Origin of the sequence: uncultured Maribacter sp., from assembly GCF_963974015.1 — a bacterium.
GTDB lineage: Bacteria > Bacteroidota > Bacteroidia > Flavobacteriales > Flavobacteriaceae > Maribacter.
The window spans coordinates 41,664-62,876 of the sequence record NZ_CAXBBZ010000017.1 but is presented as its reverse complement, the minus strand read 5'-3'; the positions used below and the strand labels follow the sequence as shown (position 1 = coordinate 62,876).

17 protein-coding genes are annotated in these 21,213 nt (G+C 31.5%); 14 read left to right on the top strand and 3 right to left on the bottom strand.

The window, feature by feature from the left end; all coding sequences use genetic code 11:
- The 6 genes from AACZ41_RS15880 to AACZ41_RS15855 form a co-directional block, all read left to right on the top strand.
- Nucleotides 1-884 (top strand): T9SS type A sorting domain-containing protein (locus tag AACZ41_RS15880; protein ID WP_339629588.1); only part of this gene is annotated, 884 nt, incomplete at its 5' end.
- Nucleotides 885-1,065: 181 nt separating this feature from the next.
- Nucleotides 1,066-2,064 carry an SDR family oxidoreductase gene (locus AACZ41_RS15875; protein ID WP_339629587.1) on the top strand — a complete coding sequence of 333 codons (999 nt, stop codon included), beginning with the start codon at nucleotides 1,066-1,068 and terminating at the stop codon, nucleotides 2,062-2,064.
- Between the two features lie 4 nt (nucleotides 2,065-2,068).
- On the top strand, nucleotides 2,069-3,397 hold the full coding sequence (locus tag AACZ41_RS15870; RefSeq protein ID WP_339629586.1) for a UDP-glucose/GDP-mannose dehydrogenase family protein: 1,329 nt from the start codon (nucleotides 2,069-2,071) through the stop codon (nucleotides 3,395-3,397).
- 15 nt (nucleotides 3,398-3,412) lie between these two features.
- The gene (locus tag AACZ41_RS15865; RefSeq protein WP_339629585.1) at nucleotides 3,413-4,696 is read left to right on the top strand and encodes a nucleotide sugar dehydrogenase; all 1,284 of its coding nucleotides are present in this window, start codon (nucleotides 3,413-3,415) and stop codon (nucleotides 4,694-4,696) included.
- 313 nt (nucleotides 4,697-5,009) lie between these two features.
- A complete protein-coding gene (locus AACZ41_RS15860; RefSeq protein WP_339629584.1) occupies nucleotides 5,010-6,596 on the top strand; it encodes an Ig-like domain-containing protein in 1,587 nt (528 codons plus the stop codon).
- Nucleotides 6,597-6,773: 177 nt separating this feature from the next.
- Nucleotides 6,774-7,586, top strand: coding sequence for a glycosyltransferase family A protein (locus AACZ41_RS15855; protein WP_339629583.1), 813 nt, complete (start codon nucleotides 6,774-6,776; stop codon nucleotides 7,584-7,586).
- 52 nt (nucleotides 7,587-7,638) lie between these two features.
- Here AACZ41_RS15855 and AACZ41_RS15850 read toward each other — a convergent pair whose 3' ends face one another.
- Entirely contained in the window at nucleotides 7,639-8,646 is a 1,008-nt protein-coding gene (locus AACZ41_RS15850) for an NAD-dependent epimerase/dehydratase family protein (RefSeq protein WP_339629582.1), read from the bottom strand.
- Between the two features lie 470 nt (nucleotides 8,647-9,116).
- Between AACZ41_RS15850 and AACZ41_RS15845 the strand changes: the two genes are divergently transcribed.
- From AACZ41_RS15845 to AACZ41_RS15810, 8 genes are all read left to right on the top strand, one after another.
- Nucleotides 9,117-10,376: an O-antigen ligase family protein gene (locus tag AACZ41_RS15845; protein ID WP_339629581.1), complete on the top strand. Its 1,260-nt coding sequence runs from the start codon at nucleotides 9,117-9,119 to the stop codon at nucleotides 10,374-10,376.
- Between the two features lie 19 nt (nucleotides 10,377-10,395).
- Nucleotides 10,396-11,850, top strand: coding sequence for a lipopolysaccharide biosynthesis protein (locus tag AACZ41_RS15840; RefSeq protein ID WP_339629580.1), 1,455 nt, complete (start codon nucleotides 10,396-10,398; stop codon nucleotides 11,848-11,850).
- A complete protein-coding gene (locus tag AACZ41_RS15835; RefSeq protein ID WP_339629579.1) occupies nucleotides 11,840-12,937 on the top strand; it encodes a glycosyltransferase family 4 protein in 1,098 nt (365 codons plus the stop codon). The genes AACZ41_RS15840 and AACZ41_RS15835 overlap by 11 nt, the downstream gene beginning before the upstream one ends.
- Before the next feature lie 51 nt (nucleotides 12,938-12,988).
- Nucleotides 12,989-14,221: a glycosyltransferase family 4 protein gene (locus AACZ41_RS15830; RefSeq protein WP_339629578.1), complete on the top strand. Its 1,233-nt coding sequence runs from the start codon at nucleotides 12,989-12,991 to the stop codon at nucleotides 14,219-14,221.
- 132 nt (nucleotides 14,222-14,353) lie between these two features.
- Nucleotides 14,354-15,475, top strand: a complete 1,122-nt coding sequence (locus tag AACZ41_RS15825) for a glycosyltransferase family 4 protein (RefSeq protein ID WP_339629577.1) — start codon at nucleotides 14,354-14,356, stop codon at nucleotides 15,473-15,475.
- A gap of 61 nt (nucleotides 15,476-15,536) precedes the next feature.
- Entirely contained in the window at nucleotides 15,537-16,142 is a 606-nt protein-coding gene (locus tag AACZ41_RS15820) for a sugar transferase (RefSeq protein ID WP_339629576.1), read from the top strand.
- 5 nt (nucleotides 16,143-16,147) lie between these two features.
- Nucleotides 16,148-17,152: a GNAT family N-acetyltransferase gene (locus AACZ41_RS15815; RefSeq protein ID WP_339629575.1), complete on the top strand. Its 1,005-nt coding sequence runs from the start codon at nucleotides 16,148-16,150 to the stop codon at nucleotides 17,150-17,152.
- Nucleotides 17,153-17,347: 195 nt separating this feature from the next.
- A complete protein-coding gene (locus AACZ41_RS15810) occupies nucleotides 17,348-19,069 on the top strand; it encodes a hypothetical protein (RefSeq protein WP_339629574.1) in 1,722 nt (573 codons plus the stop codon).
- Between the two features lie 60 nt (nucleotides 19,070-19,129).
- On the opposite strand, the gene AACZ41_RS15805 is transcribed toward AACZ41_RS15810, so the two are convergent.
- Nucleotides 19,130-20,086, bottom strand: coding sequence for a glycosyltransferase (locus tag AACZ41_RS15805; protein WP_339629573.1), 957 nt, complete (start codon nucleotides 20,084-20,086; stop codon nucleotides 19,130-19,132).
- Nucleotides 20,073-21,179 (bottom strand): glycosyltransferase family 4 protein, encoded by a 1,107-nt coding sequence (locus tag AACZ41_RS15800; protein ID WP_339629572.1) that lies wholly within the window; start codon nucleotides 21,177-21,179, stop codon nucleotides 20,073-20,075. Before AACZ41_RS15800 ends, AACZ41_RS15805 begins: the two co-directional genes overlap by 14 nt.
- Nucleotides 21,180-21,213: the final 34 nt, after the last annotated feature.

Sequence of the window (21,213 nt, the reverse complement as noted above, 5' to 3'; positions counted from 1 at the left end):
CGGAAGGATGTAGCCTACAACTCGTTGTGGACGTTCAACCCTTCGACTGTAGTTCCGCAGGATTGCAGACAAGTTACAGTATCAATGGGGCAACGGCAGTGACCGGACAGGCACAGGTAACGATCACCGAAGGGGATGCTATTGACCTAGGTATTTTACCGATCGGTACGGCATTTTCGGTAAACGGGCCTAACGGAAACGACAAACCTTTGAACAACGATATCCTTAATATTTCGGATGCTCAGACAGCAGATGCGGGAACCTACACGTTCACTACCACGGAAGGATGTAGCCTACAACTCGTTGTGGACGTTCAACCCTTCGACTGTAGTTCATTGAATTATGAACTACAATATAGCTCTAATGAATCTTCTGAATTCGTAAGTACTCAATCGGCTACAGTAATAGAAGGCGAAACTATTATAATAAGATTAGCACCAGAATCGGTAAGCTTCTCTATTACAGGTCCTAATCAAAATTCAAAACCTTTTGACAATGAGGAATTTATAATTACCGATGCGGTTACAGATGATCAAGGCGTCTATGTTTTCACCACAGGTAATGGTTGTTCATTCAATTTTGACCTAACCATAACGCCTAACGAAACCTTATCAAACCCTTCGTTGGATAAGATAACAGTTTATCCTAATCCAGTAACTTATGGTACTCTTTTTCTAGCCTTGGATGAGTTTATGAATCAGGCGCTTACTGCTAATTTGTTCGACGTTTATGGCAAACTCGTAATTTCAAAAGAATTTGCCATAAATCATAGGCAAGAAGAATCGTTGAATATTACGAGTTTAAGTGGAGGCCTATATATTTTAGAAATATCTTTAATAGATTCAAATGAAACATTACTAAAAAAAGTAATAAAACTAGATTAATAAGAAAAAAATCAAACAAAAGCCACTTTTAATTAAAAGTGGCTTTTGTTTGATTTTATATTTGACAATTAAGGCAATAATCCATTAATGCTTCTGTTTACTATTTTATTAATTAAGCATAGCATCTATCAATTTAAATTGAATTCCTGATATTTGCTTAAATAAAAATTAAAATATTTTAATGAATATATCAGAAATAGGTTTCAAGCCCCATTATACAATTTTAATAACAGGTGGAGCAGGTTTTATTGGTTCCAATTTAACTGAATCTTTATTAAACAATGGAAATAAAATTATATGTTTAGATAATTTTTCTACTGGTAGGAAAGAAAATATTAAAACTTTTCTTAGTCATCCAAATTATCGTTTAATTGAAGGTGACATAAGAAATTTAGAAGTATGTAGAAAAGCGTGTTCTGGTGTAGATTATATATTACATCAAGCTGCTTTAGGTTCTGTACCTAGATCCATTAATGATCCTATTACTAGTAATGAAGTAAATGTTGGAGGGTTTCTAAACATGTTGGTGGCTGCAAGAGATGAAAAAGTAAAACGGTTTATTTATGCCGCAAGTTCATCTACATATGGTGATTCTAAAAATCTCCCTAAGGTAGAAGATATTATAGGGCAACCCCTGTCACCCTATGCAATTACCAAATATGTAAATGAGCTGTATGCTAAAATTTTTAGCACTACATATGGTCTAGAAACTATAGGACTGAGATATTTCAATGTTTTTGGAAGAAAACAAGATCCTAATGGTGCTTACGCCGCAGTAATTCCAAAATTTGTAATGCAACTAAAAAAATTAGAATCACCTGTCATTAATGGTGATGGCTCATATTCAAGAGACTTTACATACATTGACAACGTTATTCAAATGAATGTACTAGCAATGTTAACTGACAACGAAAAGGCTGTAAATACAGTATATAATGTCGCTTTAGGCAATAGAATTGATTTAAATAATCTAGTAGCTCTTTTGAAAAAATATTTATCCCAATTTAATCCTAAAATTATGGATGTTAATATTATATATGGTCCATCCAGAGAGGGAGATGTTCCTCATTCATTAGCATCAATAGAAAAAGCAAAAAAAATGTTAGGATACAAACCTACGCATAACCTAGAGGAAGGTCTTAAGGAAGCTGTTGATTGGTATTGGGAAAATTTAAAATAATAAAATGAACTTAACAGTAATAGGTACAGGCTATGTCGGCCTTGTAAGCGGAACTTGTTTTTCAGAAATGGGCAATACAGTTACTTGTATTGATGTTGATTTAAAAAAAATAGAGGATTTAAAAAGAGGCATTATACCGATATACGAGCCAGGGTTAGAGGCTATGGTGAAGCGTAATTTTCAGAATAAAACACTTCGCTTTAGCAACAATCTTTCTGAAAATTTAGAAAAATGTGATATCGCATTTATCGCTGTTGGAACACCTATGGGGGACGATGGTTCTGCGGATTTGCAATTTGTTCTTCAAGTTGCCAAAGAAATTGGCACACATATGCACCATTCCTTAATTGTAGTTGACAAGTCAACAGTTCCAGTAGGCACCGCAGATAAGGTACGTGATACGATTCAAAAAGAATTGGATAAGAGGAATGTTGATATTGCATTTGATATCGTCTCGAATCCGGAGTTTTTAAAAGAAGGGGATGCTATTAATGATTTTATGAAACCCGATCGAGTGGTCATAGGATCGGATAATGAAGCTGCTCAAGATAAAATGAGAGCACTTTACTCCCCATTCTTCAGAAGCAGTATGGACCGACTAATTGCTATGGATGTACGCTCAGCTGAAATGACCAAATATGTTGCTAATGCAATGCTTGCTACTAAAATTTCATTTATGAATGAAATTGCCAATATTTGTGAGTTAGTAGGAGCAGATGTGAATAAGGTACGGATAGGAATAGGTTCTGATAGTAGAATTGGTTATAGTTTTATCTATCCAGGAAGCGGATATGGTGGTTCTTGTTTTCCAAAAGACGTAAAAGCTCTTAAAAAAACAGCTGAAGAACATGGTTATAAAGCCAAGTTAATTACCTCTGTCGAGGACGTAAATAACGAACAAAAATTGGTGATTGCCAATAAAGTAATAAAGAGATTTGGTGAAGATTTAAAAGACAAAACTTTTGCTATTTGGGGCTTGGCCTTTAAGCCTGAGACAGATGATATGAGAGAAGCACCATCCATATATATCATTAAAGAATTAACAAGGAGAGGGGCTAAAATTCAAGCATATGATCCAAAAGCTATGAATGAGGCTCAACACTTTTATTTAAAAGATGTTCCCAATATCTCGTATTTCAATTCTAAATATGAAACATTACCACATGCTGATGCAATGATTCTTTTAACCGAATGGAAAGAGTTTAGGTCACCCGATTTTGAAGAACTCAAAGCTCAGCTTAAACAACCTGTTGTATTTGATGGTAGAAATCAATACAACCATGAACGTATGATAAATTCAGGATTTGAATATTTTCAAATTGGAAAAAAATAATAAAACAATAAATGTATGTCTTCAACAAAAATTGCAATAATTGGCCTAGGCTATGTAGGATTACCTTTAGCACGCTTGTTCGCAACTAAATATCCAGTTGTGGGGTTTGATATAAATGAAAAAAGAATAAAAGAATTACAATCTGGCTTCGATAGTACGCTTGAAGTTTCCAATGAAGTATTACAAAATGCTTTAGTATCTAAACCAGGATCGGAGATTGGGCTCTATTGCTCAAATGATTTGAAAGATATTGAAGAATGTAATTTTTATATTGTAACCGTACCTACTCCAGTTGATAGTACGAATAGACCAATATTAACACCTTTGATTAAATCTAGCGAAACGGTAGGCAAAGTTTTAAAGAAAGGGGATGTTGTCATTTACGAATCTACCGTATACCCAGGGGTTACAGAAGATGAGTGTGTTCCTATTCTAGAAAGAATCAGCGGACTTAGCTTTAACAAAGATTTCTTTGTTGGATATTCTCCAGAAAGAATTAATCCAGGTGATAAAGAACATACTGTTGAAAAGATTTTAAAGGTAACTTCTGGTTCAACACCGGTAATAGCAACTAAAGTTGATCAATTATACAAATCGGTCATAACAGCAGGTACTTTCTTGGCAAGCTCTATCAAGGTTGCTGAAGCTGCAAAAGTCATAGAAAATTCACAACGTGATATCAATATTGCTTTTGTGAACGAATTAGCTAAAATCTTCAATTTAATGGGCATTGACACTCATGATGTTTTGGAAGCCGCAGGTACCAAATGGAACTTCCTCCCTTTTAAACCTGGATTGGTCGGCGGACATTGTATTGGTGTCGACCCTTATTATTTAGCACAAAAAGCGCAGGAATATGGTTATCATCCAGAAATTATTTTGGCTGGTAGACGAATGAATGATGGAATGGGCAAATATGTGGCATCTGAAGTTGTAAAACTGATGGTTCAAAAAGACATTAAAGTTAAGAATTCCAGAATTCTAGTTTTAGGAATTACCTTCAAAGAAAACTGTCCAGATGTAAGAAACACAAAAGCTGTAGATGTAATCAAAAATTTAGATTCTTACGGTATTGAAACCAAAGTTTTAGATACATGGGCAGAACCTCAAGAAGTTTTACATGAGTATGGAATCAAATCATACAAAAAAATTGAAGCAGGTGACTTATTTGATGCGATAGTATTAACCGTAGCTCATAGAGAATTTCTAGAATTAGATCTTAGTAAATATCTAAAAGAAAATTCTGTGCTTTATGATGTCAAAGGCATATTAACTGAAGGAGTTACAGGAAGGTTATAGTTTATGATATAGTTCTTCATTTTATTAAATAGCAAAAAAAACACCCTTTTATCCAAAAAATAGATAAAAGGGTGTTTTTTTACATGTACTTCTATTTAAGCCTTAAATTATCTTAAAAAGTGTTAAAAATTATCAAAAAAGTGCATTTCATCGAATAAATAGGTAGTTCAAAGTCCAAAAGCACAATCTATACGTTTATTAACAAAATGGTATACTATTATGCATTTCATCGAAAATATAATACATTTTACCGATAGACAAAATAATATAGATACTTTAGTAAACCAGATTGTTAAAAAATTAATTCCTACTTATGACATCGAAAAAATGCTTATTTACCTCATTGTGCCTTGTTTGTACAATATTATTCTTATCCTGTTCTAAGGATAATGACCTATTATCAGAATATATTTCAATAGACACATCACAGAACTCAGAAATTACAAAATATGCTGTTGATGATACCTATTTCATGGAGTCCCATACTAGTATGGTCTTAGATGTACTTTCAAATGACAATTTCTATAATGGAAATAATATTAAAATTGTTAGTGTTTCAGAACCAAATAATGGTATTGTAGTAATAAATGAAAACAACACCCTAACCTACACCCCTAATACCGCTATAACAGAACCACCTACTACTCCTTCTGAAGAAATTTCTTCCACCCCTGAGGTTACGCCTGTAGAAGATGTACCCTCTGCAGAAACTCCTGCTGAAGAAGTGCCTACCGTGGAAATACCAGCAGATACATTTACTTACGATATAGAAGTACAAAACGAAGATACTAGTACTACCACATCATCTGCAAACGTCACCGTTACTACAACTTCAACCGATAAAATTTCAGATGATGTAGCTTTTTGGCAAAGGAAATTCGATGAAGAACTTAATGATCCAGATGGTCAGATTGATAGTGCTGATGCTACCCAAAAATCACAAAGCGCAAATGAAAATCAAGAATATTACTTTTTAGCATATTATTTAGATGCACATGTATCAATGTGGCAGGCCACTGGGGAGTATAAGTATTTGGATAATGCACTTAAACTTATCGAAAATACAATTGACGATGCCCAATTCGTAGACATTAAAGGTAAACAATTTTTGGGTTGGCCGACAGACCCGAATCACTCTGAACCATCTGCGAAGGGATATCCACTTTGGGAGTCTTTTATGTTTAGATTTGTTTCTTCCCTCTTAAGGGTTATGGATAAATCACCAAACCTTCGTTCTACCAATAACTTACAAGAACGATATAACAATATCCTAAATTTTACAATTGAAAACATTTGGAACAAATGGGAATATGACGGTATACATAATTTGTATAGAATAAATACACATATGTCATCCCATTGGGCAAGAATAGGTATGGACCTTTATTTAATTACCGGTGAGGCTAAATATAAACTTGTATTTGATAATATATCACATGGTACGATGGTAGGTTGGCCGTCTAACTTAAGAAACCAAATTAAAGTAAATTCGAAAGTATCTTCTGCCTTTGTTTGGAATCAAAATTGGACTAATGCAACAATGCAAGATACTTCACATGCAGGAGCTATAGTCTCCTTTTGGGTAGCGGCATATGAAAATTCGATGTATTGGAATAAAAATGACATAGATGGTTTAGTTTCAACATTAAAGAATGTTATTTGGACAGATGCTGACGGCTCAAGGTTTAACAGAAATGTTGATGGATCTGGAGGTTATGATTATTATGGCAGACTTCACGAATGGTTACATTTAGGAAGATTTGACTCCGAATTACAACAACAAATAAAAGATAATTATACCGGTGCTAATTTAACGTACTATGGCATACAACCACTAGGCATTGCAGCTTTAAATGCAAAAATCTTGTTAGATGGTGCTCCTGTGTATCCAGAACAATAAATATCACAAACTTTTTTAAATAAAAAATGGTCGGATAATTTATCCGACCATTTTTGTCTATTGTGAAAACATAGGCTAATTTCACACACTATTATGTCAAAAAAAATACGATATAACACGTTTCGTATTGTTAATAGTATTAGATTTTTACTTTAGCATATTAATTTAATCAATACAATGATTGATATTTCCATAATTGTACCTACATATAAACCTAAGGATTATTTGTATGAATGTTTAGAGTCATTAAGAAATCAAATATCCACCAATTTTACATACGAGGTAATTATTGTATTAAATGGTTCTGATGACTCTTATCAACATCAAATTGAAAAGTATTTAAAAACCAAAAATCTATCGAATTTTTATTTTTATAACTTAGAAAGTGCTGGGGTTTCCTATGCTAGAAATTTGGGAATACAAAAGGCTAAAGGAAATTACCTCTTTTTTATGGACGATGACGATATTTTAAATAATTCTTATTTTGAATTATTGTATGAACATACTAAGCCAAATAGAGTCATTTGCGGAAACATGAAGAATTTTGAGAAAAATATTTCTGTCACTGAGAACAGCTATATGTCTAAATTATTTACGAATGATAATAATTTTGAACAAGGGTCCATACTGAAATTCAAGCGTGTTTTTTCTATCTGTACCGGAAAACTTATTCCGAAATCAAGCATCTCTAAAACTCTTTTCGATACAAAAATACAGATTGGTGAAGATTCGTTATTTATGACTACAATTTCCAGTAAAATACAGGATGTTGTTTTAATAAAAGAAGCAATCTATTTTAGAAGAATACGATTAGGTTCAGCTATGGGACAAAAAAAAAGTTTAAAATATCAACTTAAAAATTCAACCTATTTAATCGGAAAACATTTTAACCTTTACCTCTCGCAACCTAAAGCCTACAACTTCAAATTTTTTACACTCAGAATTTTGGCTATTTTAAAAGGTTTTATTTGGCGATTAATTTTCAGTTAAAACTTTTTTCAACAAATATGTTCCTATCAATTTATTTAAAAAAATCAAAAACTCACAAATAATAGCTTTTATACCATTCTATAAATTTTGAAATTCCATATTTCAATTCTGTTTTTGGTTTAAAACCATAATCTTTTGACAATTCATCTGAATCTGATAATGTTCTGTATACATCACCAGGTTGCATCGGTAACATTTCAATTGTTGCTTTTTTATTAAGTACTTTTTCGATCGTACCTACCATATCCAATAACTTAACAGTTTTATTATTTCCAACATTATAAATTTTATTCAAATTATCAGCTCCTTGTTCTGACTGCACAATTCTAACAATACTTTCAATTACATCATCTATAAAAGTAAAATCCCTTTCTAATTTACCTTGATTAAAAATTTTGATAGCTTCATTATTTAAAATTGCTTTTGTAAAAAGAAATATTGCCATATCCGGCCTTCCCCATGGACCATAAACCGTAAAAAAACGAAGTCCTGTTGTTGGTAGCTTATACAAATGGCTATATGAATGCGCCATTACCTCATTACATTTTTTTGTAGCTGCATACAGACTAACAGGCTTATCTGTATTGTCAGTTACTTTAAAAGGTATCTCGTTATTTAAACCATAAACACTAGAACTGCTAGCATATATGAGGTGTTTTATCTTAAAAATCCTACTACATTCTAAAATATTAAAAAAACCTACCAAATTACTATCAATATAGGCTTTTGGGTTTTCTATACTGTATCTAACCCCGGCTTGAGCTGCAAGGTTACAAACCACATCAAACTGCTCATTTTTAAAAATTAATTGAAGCTCTTCAAATTCTTCAAGTTGAATTCTAATAAACTTAAAATAACCAGAACCATTATATACTTCAGATTTCCACTTCTCTGCTTTTATTTTGGCTATACCTAATTGCCCTAACCTAGCATATTTTAAATTGGGGTCATAGTAGTCATTGATAGAATCAATTCCAACTATAGTATGACCAGCATTCAAAAGTGAAAGGGTTAAATGATAACCTATAAATCCTGCAGCTCCTGTAATAAGTATTTTCATTAATTAATTTATCTAGTATAGTACTTTATCATAAAGTATTACTCAAAAATACCTAAGTTTACTCTTATGGCATTATCTTTTATTACTTATAAGTTGGCCTTATAAACTTAAAATATTTTCAGTGAATAGCTAAACCGAAATTTTGCAAATATCATACTTTTCAAAATCTCAGTAAATGCAAATTTTATAAATTAATTGTGTTATATATAAATCTTCATTTCTATTCATAACCGATTTTATTACGATTTATCCAATTTATTAAAGATAGATAAATGCTTATATCTAATTTAGCTGATATTTATTAATGACCTCTGGTGATTAGTGCTAACTAATTATAGAACTTTTTATTATTAATTCTAAGTTACCTATCCTTAGATAGTGAAATGTTTTATTTTGGCAGCCTTTTAAACTGGAGTAATACCAAGTTGCAGAATTTCAATATGCACAAAATTTTAGATTAATAAATTAAGATGCAATTTTATAAAGAAAATGGTTTGGAATTTAAAAATAATTTGGGGCTTGGTCTACTAATTATTTTAACAATTGTATTTCTAAATGCATTAGGACCCTATCTACAACTGCAAAAAATAACAACTTATGGGTTGGTGCCTTTACTTTTTTTAATTGCTTTAAAATATAATTATCTTCATCCTTTTCGAAATAAGACTGAGTTTTTATTAGTTATTTTAATATTTCTAACCAGTCTTATTTCTGCTTTCACCTATGTTAATTATGGCCATTTAATAACTGGGTATACAAGGCAGCTAAGTGTAATTCTTATTGTTTTTATTCCTTTAGTTTTAAATAACAAATATGATTATACAGATTATTTTCATATAGGTTATATTCTATCAATTTTGACCCTTATTTATATCATGTATATTTCCAATCAATTTAGTTTGCAAAATTTTGCGAGTGAAATAGTACAAAGAGATAAATTCTTAATCAATGCAAACACATATTCGTACTTAATGTTTTTTGCGAATTTTTCTTTGTTCTACCTTTTTCAAAAATATAAGAGAAAGTTTTTATTAATACTATTGATTATAATTCCAGTATTATTTGTTATTGTCTCTTTTGTTACTCAATCAAGATCTGGAATGCTTATTCTTATTTTATCCAATGTAATTTATTGGCTTTTAATCAACAAAATTGAAAAACCAACCAAAATTCAAAAACTATTAAGGTCATTAACTGTAATTCTTATATTGTTTTTTCTTGCGTTTCAGTTTTGGGGATTATATAAGAATTCAACTATTAAAAATAGGTTTGATGTTACGGGTAATAGAGTTGATGCCAGAGAACTTTTGATCATAGAGGCTTTTGATGTATTTACGGAAAATATAATATTTGGAGTAGGCTTAGATCAAATTCCCAATTACACTTCAATAAGACAATTTTCACATAATTCTTATGTAGAAATATTAGCAGAACAAGGTATAATAGGAGGGGTTTTATTATTGCTTTTATTCGGCTTACCATTAAGACAATGCATAATATATTTACTTAAAAATCCCAAGGACATGATTTTAAAATTAAATCTATTGTTTTTGGTAATGTTTTACTTTTATAACATCTTTTATCCTTTTTACAAATTTGGATTTTCGATGCTCTATTTCTTTTTAATTCTCAGTATTCAATACAAAAAAATAAAAGAAATTGAAAATAAGCCCTTAGAGTTATTAGGTTCTAACACTAGTAAAAAATCAATTAACTCCAAAAACATTTAGGATACTGGACCATAAAACTATGTCAATAAAAAATAAAGCTATTAGTAGTTTTGGATGGATTCTTACAGAAGGCCTGTTTAGTCAAGGGTTTCTTTTTATTGTGGGCATAATATTAGCACGTTTATTAACCCCAGCTGACTTTGGCATCATTGGTATTATTACAGCTATAATCGCAATTTCAAATAGCGTCGTAGAAGGTGGGTTCGGAAGCGCTTTAATAAGAAAGGTAAATGCAGACACCACCGATTATAACACCATATTTTATTCTAATCTTACCATAGCCATTATCATCTATTTTCTTTTGTTGCTAGGAGCTACAACAATTTCCGATTATTTTAAAGTACCCTTATTAAGTAAAATAATCCCTTTTGCAGGAATTTTGTTGATTATAAATTCTTTTTCTATTGTTCAACGAGCTATACTCACTAAAGTTTTAAATTTTAAGACACAAGCACTTATTTCAATAATTGCATCTTTTGGTAGTGGAATAGCTGCTATTTATATGGCTTATGAAAATTTTGGGATTTGGAGTTTGGTAACGCTTGCCATACTTCGACCCTTTTTGAATAGTATTTTACTTTGGTACCATAGTACTTGGCGACCCTCGTTTATATTTTCGATACAAAGTTTTAAAGAACTTTTCAACTATGGTTATAAACTACTAATCACCAACTTAATCCATAGTTTTTATAGGAATATTTATTATGTATTGATTGGAAAATATTTCAATACACAGACCTTAGGATATTATACTAGGGCAGAACAGTTTCAAGCACCTTTTTCTTCTAATATAACCACTGCAATACAACGGTTAAGTTTTCCAATTCTTTCAAAAGCACAAAATGACAATATCTTATTAAAAAGTAGGTTTGTCAAATTCTTGAGATACAGTATGTTTCTTAATTTCACTGTAATGTTTGTTATCGCTGCAGTTGCTGAACCAATGGTTATTCTACTTGTTGGTGAAAAATGGAGAGCCTCTATTTTATATTTACAATTATTATGTGTTCCTGGTATACTTTACCCTTTACAAATTTTACATCTCAATTTATTATTAGTAAAAGGATATTCTAATTTGAACTTGAAATTAGAAATAATTAAAAAAATAATTCTCATCCCATTGGTCTTAGTTACTGCATTATTGGGAATTGAAGCCTTATTGTTGGGAATCGTTCTTTTTGCTTTTATTGAATACTTTATCAATAATTTTTATACTAAAACAATAATAGACTATAGTTTAAAAAAACAATTTGAAGATATAATCCCTTTTTTATTATTAGGCATCGCTTTATTTTCATTAATGTATGCAATAACTTTTATTGACATCGGTTATTTAGTTATGATTATCGTTCAACTAATAATCGGAATTACTTTTTTTATAATTACAAATGAATTTATAAAACTACCAGAATACGTAGAAATAAAAGGGAAAGTATTTGAATTCTATAACAGAGCAATTAAAAATGGAAAATAAAATTCACATAGCATTTTTACTTTCAAGAATATTGGTTGATGGCGGTATAACCAGGGTAACCGCAATGCTGACAAAGCAATTTGCTCTTGATGACAGATTTCATATCCACGTAATTAGCTACCAGACAATTCAAAAAGGTGGCTACCAATGGAATACTAACTTATCCTATTATGAGCTAGTAGATGAAGGCGTGAAAATGAAGAAGGGTATTTTCAAGGCAACCGCCAAGCTTAGAACCATCTTGACCCAACAAAAAATCAAAGTCTTAGTAAGTTGTGGTCAAGAAATTGGACCGTTGGGGGCATTGAGTACTATTGGTATGCCTACAAAATTTGTGTATTGGTCCCACTCTAGTTTTAAGGGTAAAACTCATAGTAAATTCAAAAAAATTAATGAACTAGTTACTGCTACATTCACAGACGTAATTGTAAGTTTGACCAAGGTTGACAAAATCAATTATAAAAAGGGAACTCTTGCAAAGAATGTTGTACAAATATACAACCCTGTAGATCCCGCTCTATTGGAACAAAGCCATACATATAATGCGACTACCCATAAAATTATAAGTGTTGGCCGTCTATCATTTCAAAAGAATTTTCTTCTTTTAATTGATGTGGCTAAAAAAGTTTTAGAATCAAATTCTAACATCCAATGGGATATTTATGGTGATGGGTATCAAGAAAATGAACTAAGAAGTAAAATACAGGAATTTGGATTGGAGCAACACGTATTTCTTAAAGGTCATGTTTCAAACATCTATGAAATTTATAAAGAATACTCATTAATGGTTATGACTTCCAGGTTTGAAGGATTTCCAATGAGTTTGATCGAAGGTTTAGCTACAAAACTACCATTAATCAGTTTTGATATACCTACAGGACCTAATGAAATTATAGATGAAGGAGTTAATGGTTTTTTAATCAAACCAGAAGATGTAGATGAAATGGCATATAAAATAATAGAGCTACTTTCTGATGAAAATAAACTAAATACTTTTTCGGAAGCGGCCTTTATATCAAGTGAAGCTTATAGCATGAAATCCATATACAATCAATGGGCCTCACTTTTTATTTCACTGTCCAAATAAGCTAAATACAAAAAATTTAAAATTAATAACAAACCCTATCTAACCCTATAAATGACTATTATCTATTTATACCAATATTTCACAACACCTAAAGTGTCTGGAGGTACGAGGGCATATGATTTGGCTAAGAAATTTGTTCAAAATGGCCATGAAGTTATTTTCATAACCACTTCTCATGGATTTTCCCATAAACCTGAAGGAAGGTGGCAGTATTTAGAACTTGAACAATTGAAATTTCATATTCTTAATATTGAAAAAACATCTAACTCCACATCATATTTTAAGAGGATTATAAATTTTTTAATCTTTATTTGGTTTGCTAGCTTTAAAATCTTAAAAATAAAAGGCGATGTAGTTATGGCTTCGTCTACACCTTTAACTATTGGCATACCAGCTCTAGTAAAGAAATGGAAAGATAAGACCCCATTTATTTTTGAAGCACGAGATGTATGGCCTGAAGCGGTAATTGCCATTGGAGCAATTAAGAATAAAATTGCCCAGTCAGTTCTTTATAAATTAGAAGCGACGATTTATAAAAATGCTACTGCCATTGTTCCGCTTTCTGTTGATATGAAAACATCTATATCTAGACGATATCCTAATTTAAAGTGTCCAATAATAAGCATTGAGAATATTGCTGCCTTAGAACGTTTTAAAGAGGGATATGATCCCAATGTTTCCCTTTTACATCAACATTTAGGTTTCAAGCCAAGATTTACCGTTTTATATGCTGGTACGTTTGGCAGGGTAAATGGTTTAAGTTACGTAGTCGAGTTTGCTGCTAAACTTAAAAATATGGATTCTTCTATTGTTTTCGTTTTAATAGGATTAGGAGCAGAAAAAGAAATTTTAATTTCCAAAGCAAAGGAATATGGACTTTTAGGCAAAAGCGTTTTTATATTTGGCCCAGTACCTAAAGAACAACTACCACAGTATTATTATGAAGTAGATATGGGTAGCTCTTTTGTAATTGCTATTAAGGAGCTATGGGCAAATTCTGCAAATAAATTTTTTGATTCCCTTGCTGCCGGTAGGCCAGTTTTGATTAATCATGAAGGATGGCAAAAAGATGTTTTATTACAATCTAATTCAGGTTTTATTCTACCGCACGATTCAACGAAAATAGATGAAAAGGTGTTAAATGATTTTATCAATTATTCGACAAACCATTCTTTATTAAAAGAACAAAAACGAAATAGTTTAGAATTAGCCGATAAATATTCACTAGATACAGCCGTAAAAAAGTATTTAGATTTATTTAGCTCGATTGGTTTAACTACATAGAATTTATTATTTCGAAGGTAAATTAGAAACTTGATTATATTAAATAAGTTTCAAAAAAGCCTTGTAAACAATAATTGAAATTCCAATCGTTTATTTATTGGTAAATGGTTTATTAATTAAGTCAAAATTTAAATGAAAATAGCGTTACTATTAAGTAGAATAGAACAGACCGGCGTAACAACTCATACCTTAGATCTAACTAAAGGACTAATAGACGAAGGACATGAGGTGTTCCTTATTACTGGAGGTAAGGTTCAAGAAGACAATAGTAGAATTGATGCTTTTTACAATGAATTTGTTTCTTTAGGTTCCCAAGTAAAAGAATTTAAAACCCCAAAAGGAACATTTATCAGCAAAGTTATAATTTCTGTAGGTTCCATCTTCAGTATTATCAAACTTATAAAATCATGTAACCCAGATATTATTCATGCCCAATCGCCTTATATGACATTTATACCATGGTTAATGGGTAAAAACTTCACAACTACAATACATAACACCAAGCTAAAAAAGAATATAAAATTTAAAAACCCAACACATCTTATTGCCATCAGTAAAGAATCTGAAGTAATGAGCCAAAAAATTTTTGGAATATCCCCTAAAGATATAACAGTTGTTAATCACGGAGTATCAGAACGATTTGGAACTTCAATTTCTAAAAATGAAAAAGATCAACTTAAATCCAAATTCAATATTCCCAACGATAAAATAATAGTGGGTTTTGTAGGTAGGTTAACCATAGATAAAGGCTGTGATGTTTTATTTAAGGCAATTAAAAATCTAGATGATACAGTAATCTCCCAGAGTCATTTTATTTTTTTGGGAAGCACCAAAGATTCTTTAGATTACCAGTGGCTTGAACAGAATCTTGAACAAGAAAATATTGACACTTACTGTACTATCGTAGATTTTCAAGATCCAAAACCTTTTTATGACATTTTTGATATTTTTGTATTACCCTCAAGATTTGAATCATTTCCACTAGTCATCTTGGAAGCTATGATGAGTGAATGTGCTACCGTTCGAAGCCAAGTAGAAGGCGCTCTTGAACAAATACAACATGGTGTAAATGGTATGCTATTCCCAAATGAGAATGATGGTGCTTTAACTGCTATACTTGAAAAATTGGTATTGGATGATGCATTTAGAACTGAAATAGCCAATAAAGGAAAATCAAAAGCGTTAACTGAATATACCATCCCTGTGATGACAAAAAACACATTGTTGGTGTATGACAAAATTCGGGTTGATTGATTCCTATATTTAAAGGAGATCAATTAATTAAAACTAAACTACCTTTTAAAAGTACTAAATTATGTATCGCCACATTAAGCATATAATGGATTTTATTTCGGCGTTGATTGCCTTACTTTTACTGTCTCCAATTTTTCTGATAATTTCTATTGTGCTTTTATTCTCCAATAAAGGAAAACCTTTTTTTGTACAAAAAAGGCCTGGAAAGAATGGACAAATTTTCAGTATTATAAAGTTTAAGACCATGAATGATAAAAAGGATGCAACAGGTAATCTCTTACCTGATTATCAGCGAATAACTTCATTTGGAAATTTCATTCGAGAAAAATCTTTAGACGAAATTCCCCAATTACTAAATGTATTAAAAGGAGACATGTCTATAGTAGGTCCTCGTCCCCTACTCGTCTCATATCTACCTTTATATTCAGAAGAAGAAGCCAAAAGGCATTTAGTAAAGCCAGGTATTACGGGTTGGGCCCAAGTAAATGGAAGAAATGCTATTAGTTGGAAACAAAAGTTTGAATATGATGTCTGGTATGTGAACCATATTGGATTTTGGACCGATTTAAAAATACTTTTCAAAACAGTAGGAAAAGTTTTTAATTCTGAAGGGGTATCGGCTAGCGAAGAAGTTACTATGGAATTATTTACAGGAACAAAGGACTAATTGAAATGATGAATATAATTACCGACAGACAAGAGTGGAAGAATACGTTGATGGAATTCGAATCTTATGACTTTTATCACACCTTCGACTATCATAGCTTATCAAAAAATGAAGATGAAAAACCTTTACTTTTAGTTTATTCACAGGGTGATTTAAGTATCGCTATACCTTTTTTAAAACGTCATATTGCAGGAACACCCTATTTCGATTTCACCTCTGTTTACGGCTATTCAGGACCTATTTATAAAAATATACCAGAAAATTTTGACAATGTTGCATTTCTTAGCGAGTTAAAAGATTACTTGACTACCAACAAAATTATAAGTGTTTTTTCAAGGCTTAACCCTTATTTAGATCAACAGTCTTTAATTTTAAAAAACCTTGGTGAAACACCTGTAAGTGGCAAGGTAGTTAATATTGACTTGACTAAAAGTATAGAAGAGCAGCGCACACAATATGGCAAAAGCACCAAAAACCGTACAAATAAATGCCGCCGGATCGCTACGGTCAAAGAAGTAACTACCAAAGAAGACTTAGAAACTTACATTGATATTTATTATGAAAACATGGATCGTTTAGGAGCTTCTGATTCATATTATTTTTCAAAAGAGTACTTTTTTAATTTTCTTGAATGCGAAGATTTTAAAACCCGTGTACTATTGGTCATAGAAAATGAAACAGGCAAGGCGATGGCAGGATCTATGTTTGTTGAATCTAATTCTATTGTACAGTTCCATTTGTCCGGCACCCGCACAGAATTCTTGAATTGGGCTCCTGCTAATCTTTTTTTAGACGAAATGAGGCTAATTGCCACAGAAGAAGGCTATAAAATTTTCAATCTTGGTGGAGGTCTAGGCGGTCAACAAGATTCTCTTTTTAATTTTAAAGCTTCTTTTTCAAAAGATTATAGAGACTTTAAGCTTTGGAGATATATCGTTGACCAAAAAGTTTATGATACCCTGTCGAAAGAAAAAAAAGGCTCCTATTTCCCCTTATATAGGCTAACATAATTTGACTACTGATATACCTAACGAACCCAACAAAAAGTTAAAATTAAATTCACTTGTTAAAATAAATTACATTTCATCGAATATATAAGTAGTTAATAGACTAAATACAAGATTGGGCCGTATTATTACGAAGAAAAGAATGTTTTACAATAAAAGAAGTCCCAAGCTTTTGAATAATAAATATAATACCTACTTATGAACATAAGAAAATGCCCCTCGATGATTTTGATCATCACCTCTATTTGTGCTTTTTTAATTACTTCTTGCAGCAAAGATGCCGACCTTTTATCTGAATACGTAATTCAAGATGATCAAAATTTATCTCTTAATAATTTATTGGTAAACGATACTTTTACTACTACCCGAAACAGCACTATTATTTTAGATGTTCTTGCTAACGATAATATTACCAATATCGAAAATGTTAAAATAACTTCTACTACAGATCCAAAATTTGGCGAGATTGAAATATTAGAAGATAATACCTTAAAATTTGTAGTCCCAGAAGTGATTCACGTAGAAGAAACGGAAGCAGCAGCAGTAGAGACAACTGAGGAATCAACCGTAGCACCTGCAGATGAACCAACGGTAGAAACTGCAACAGTAAACCCTGCACAAGAAATAACGGAGGAAACAGTAACTGAAACTATTGTATATACTACGGAAACTACAAATTCCGATAATACGGTTCAAACTGATTCTGCAACGGTTATCGTAACTATAGTTGAAGAAAATACTAATCAATTTAATTTACTATCAGTTACTGAATTAATTGCTAAAGCAGATTTTGCAATTTATAATAGACAGTTACCTTCAGCTCTAAATGATACAGAAAATGAAAGCTATAATGGCGAATATGGCAGAATATTACGTATTTGTGAAAATGGAGATCAAGGAGATATCTATAATTTAGATGTTTTACAAGGTATGGTTGCCCTTTTTGAAGCTTCTGGTGATAAAAAATATATTAACGATGTTATAGAAGCTTATACAGTTCTTTTTAATACAGCTAAACCAAGTAAAGATTTATCTCAAAGTGGCGCATCATTTGATGATAATTATTTAAGTTGGTGGGGAAATCCAAATTTTAATTTGACCTTAAGTGGAATTGTAGGTCAACAGCAATTATCTGAAAGTAGAAGTTTTATGCACCTATCAAGACTTTTATGGGTTATGCATCATAGTCCTAATTTAAGAGGTGAAACCAATAGCAAAAATGGCAATACTTATCAAAAAGATTATGAATATCTTTTAAACTTTTTGGAGACTAATTTTTGGGACAAATGGTTCGCTAGAAATTCATTAATATTTCAACATTCAGGAGTTGACAGTTCTGCTGCATGGGCTTATATCGCATGGAATTTATGGGATATCACTAATAATAATAAATTTAAAACCATATATGATAGATTCAATGAGGATATAGGTATTGAAGGCGTAAATGGAGGTATGAGACAGCATCTTGATACTAATTCTAAAAATAGTTCTGCTTATCAATGGAACACTAGTTTCAACGATAACCCTTATCAAGGTCGTTCAATTACAGATCATGGGCATGCAGCGCGCGTAGTAAAATTTATGGTAGAAGATTACACCAATGGAGCTCAATTTTACAATGAAATTGATATGCAAAAATTAATGAATTCTATTTCTGTATTTTGGCCAAACTCATTAGAAGCTGAGGGTGAAATATATTACTGGATGGATGGCGAGTTTCAAACTGGTTATGAGAAAAAAAGAAATTTCATGCCAGAAGGTTGGATGAGTTTAGGACGATTTGATGAAAACCTACAATCAAGATTTGAAAAAATGTTTACAGGCTATTTTGATGAAAACAGAACAGAAGGAGTTTTTTGGGGTGAATTAGCTTATAATAAAGCCTATTTAGAAGGAAGCATAAAATACCCTGAAAATTAATAGTTGGTTTACCAAAAACTGTTTATTTTTTAAAAAAAACTAATAACTACTACATCAAATTCAATTAAAACTACAATATATAAATTTAAGTTTTTCCATTGTCTGTACCATATTAAATTCGTCGATATACTGTCTTAAATTTTCATCAGATGCATCGAGTGCCTTTTCTAAAGCTAGAGCAAGGGTCTCTGGGTTATCATCACATGCTGAACAACTTGTTGTTTTTTTTGCAATGATTTCCAAATCACTAACTTTTGTACTAACAAATGGTTTATTACATGCTAACATTTCTTTTACCACATTTGGCCATCCTTCATAAGAAGAAGTAAGCAATAGAACATCCATGCCGTTCATAAAATCACATACCTCATTATGTGGAATTTTACTCATAATAATCAGTTCGGTATTGGGCCTGCGTTCTTTTAATAGTTCAAATGCCTTACTTGCCAACCAAAAACGCTTTACAGGAGTATTGATATCAACTGCTGCGAATACCACCTTTTTTATATTATCATTATTTGAGCCGGACTTAGGCTTGAAGAAATCCAAGTCTATTGGATCAACAATGGTAGTGACCTTAGTATTTGGAAATTTCTCCAGAACTTGACTTTTCATTCGTTCAGACATTACGATTACATGCTGAACTCTATTAAGTGAAAACCTAGTCATGGAATTACCTAAAATAATTCTTCCTCGGTCTAACAAAGACGGATTAGGAGCTGTATACCAATCAGAGCCCTTCAACGAAATTATTCTTGTACCATGCAGTAAACTAGTTATAAAACCAACGGCAGAACCATATTGGGCGTGTACTATATCATAATTTTTTGAAAGCTTTCTAAGGTGTAAACAATGTTTAACAAACGAAATAGGGTTGCGTAAATTATTTAAAAAGTAAATATCAGCCTCCTGCTTAATAAATTCATATTGATTGAACATCCAACCACCACCCTTTCCTGTTCCTTTTTCGAAATTATGAATCCAAAGTATTCTTTTTCTTTTATTAGTATCGCTCATTAGAAAACATTATTTTTTCAATTATTTCTATCAGTTTTGAAACGTTTGCCTCTGTCGAAAATAAACTAATTGCAGATTTCTTGATTCTATTACTCTGCATTAAATATTTTTTTTCACACAAAATGGTAGTTATTGCCTTTGGCATGAAATCAAAATTTCCTTTGCAGTCTATTCCTAAGTTATGATGTGTCATTAAACCATCAGGATCAGAGTTCAAGGCCACTACTGGTGTACCACACATCCATGCTTGAATAAAGGTATTTGAAAATCCCTCTGAAACTGAAGTATTTACGAGAACACCAACTGTTTGTAAAAAAGAATTGATAAAAGAATTCTCTTTACTACCATGATAGGTTAAATTATCACAGTCTTTTATTTTTTCATACAGCCCATCCCCATAACTGTTATCAGGTATTTTACCTATGACATGAAATTCATATTTTTCATTTTTTAAAAGAGTAGATAGCTCCAAAAAAACCTCCAACTGTTTTACTTCACGGGCATTGCCTATCCATAGAATATGTTGTTTATTTCTTTCAATTTTCTCAGCAATTATCTCAGGATGCATGTTAGGTATTTTAGCCATAGGCTCATAACCCCATTTACTAATCTTATCTACTTGATAATCGGTTTGACAAATAATATTTGGATTGGTGTGGATAATTTTTCTAAATAAATATCGCTTTAAAGAACCACGCAATCCTTTAGAAAATTCAACAGAGTAATTATCTGCTATATGTAAAATAAATGGAATTTGGTTTAGCTTTGCGTACTTAGATAACTTAAAGGTAAATGTATTTAATATTCGCTGGTAAATAAAAGTGGGAGCTTCATTTTTAATAATTTCATGAACCTTGTCCATGAAATTTTTGTACAGTAAAATTCGTTCTTTGATAGTAGTATCAATTACTAGTTCATAGATTTTTAAACCAGAATGATATGAAATTTGTTCTTTAACATGACCTGCAGATATAAATACAATTTCATAGCCTCGTTTAGTTAATTCCTGTGCAATTATTTTAGATTGATATTCTGCTCCACCTTTAATAAGAGGATAGAACGGAACAAAAAAACAGGCTTTCAATTTGGTCATTATTATCTAATGTTTTTCAGTAAACACTTTAGGA

What these genes read in the sequence shown, in the direction of transcription:
- AACZ41_RS15830 (WP_339629578.1), top strand. Translation starts at nt 12,989, where the DNA reads ATGACTATTATCTATTTATACCAATATTTCACAACACCTAAAGTGTCT.
- AACZ41_RS15845 (WP_339629581.1), top strand. Translation starts at nt 9,117, where the DNA reads ATGCAATTTTATAAAGAAAATGGTTTGGAATTTAAAAATAATTTGGGG.
- AACZ41_RS15810 (WP_339629574.1), top strand. Translation starts at nt 17,348, where the DNA reads ATGAACATAAGAAAATGCCCCTCGATGATTTTGATCATCACCTCTATT.
- AACZ41_RS15815 (WP_339629575.1), top strand. Translation starts at nt 16,148, where the DNA reads ATGATGAATATAATTACCGACAGACAAGAGTGGAAGAATACGTTGATG.
- AACZ41_RS15840 (WP_339629580.1), top strand. Translation starts at nt 10,396, where the DNA reads ATGTCAATAAAAAATAAAGCTATTAGTAGTTTTGGATGGATTCTTACA.
- AACZ41_RS15850 (WP_339629582.1), bottom strand. Translation starts at nt 8,646, where the DNA reads ATGAAAATACTTATTACAGGAGCTGCAGGATTTATAGGTTATCATTTA.
- AACZ41_RS15805 (WP_339629573.1), bottom strand. Translation starts at nt 20,086, where the DNA reads ATGAGCGATACTAATAAAAGAAAAAGAATACTTTGGATTCATAATTTC.
- AACZ41_RS15825 (WP_339629577.1), top strand. Translation starts at nt 14,354, where the DNA reads ATGAAAATAGCGTTACTATTAAGTAGAATAGAACAGACCGGCGTAACA.
- AACZ41_RS15820 (WP_339629576.1), top strand. Translation starts at nt 15,537, where the DNA reads ATGTATCGCCACATTAAGCATATAATGGATTTTATTTCGGCGTTGATT.
- AACZ41_RS15855 (WP_339629583.1), top strand. Translation starts at nt 6,774, where the DNA reads ATGATTGATATTTCCATAATTGTACCTACATATAAACCTAAGGATTAT.
- AACZ41_RS15865 (WP_339629585.1), top strand. Translation starts at nt 3,413, where the DNA reads ATGTCTTCAACAAAAATTGCAATAATTGGCCTAGGCTATGTAGGATTA.
- AACZ41_RS15800 (WP_339629572.1), bottom strand. Translation starts at nt 21,179, where the DNA reads ATGACCAAATTGAAAGCCTGTTTTTTTGTTCCGTTCTATCCTCTTATT.
- AACZ41_RS15835 (WP_339629579.1), top strand. Translation starts at nt 11,840, where the DNA reads ATGGAAAATAAAATTCACATAGCATTTTTACTTTCAAGAATATTGGTT.
- AACZ41_RS15870 (WP_339629586.1), top strand. Translation starts at nt 2,069, where the DNA reads ATGAACTTAACAGTAATAGGTACAGGCTATGTCGGCCTTGTAAGCGGA.
- AACZ41_RS15875 (WP_339629587.1), top strand. Translation starts at nt 1,066, where the DNA reads ATGAATATATCAGAAATAGGTTTCAAGCCCCATTATACAATTTTAATA.
- AACZ41_RS15860 (WP_339629584.1), top strand. Translation starts at nt 5,010, where the DNA reads ATGACATCGAAAAAATGCTTATTTACCTCATTGTGCCTTGTTTGTACA.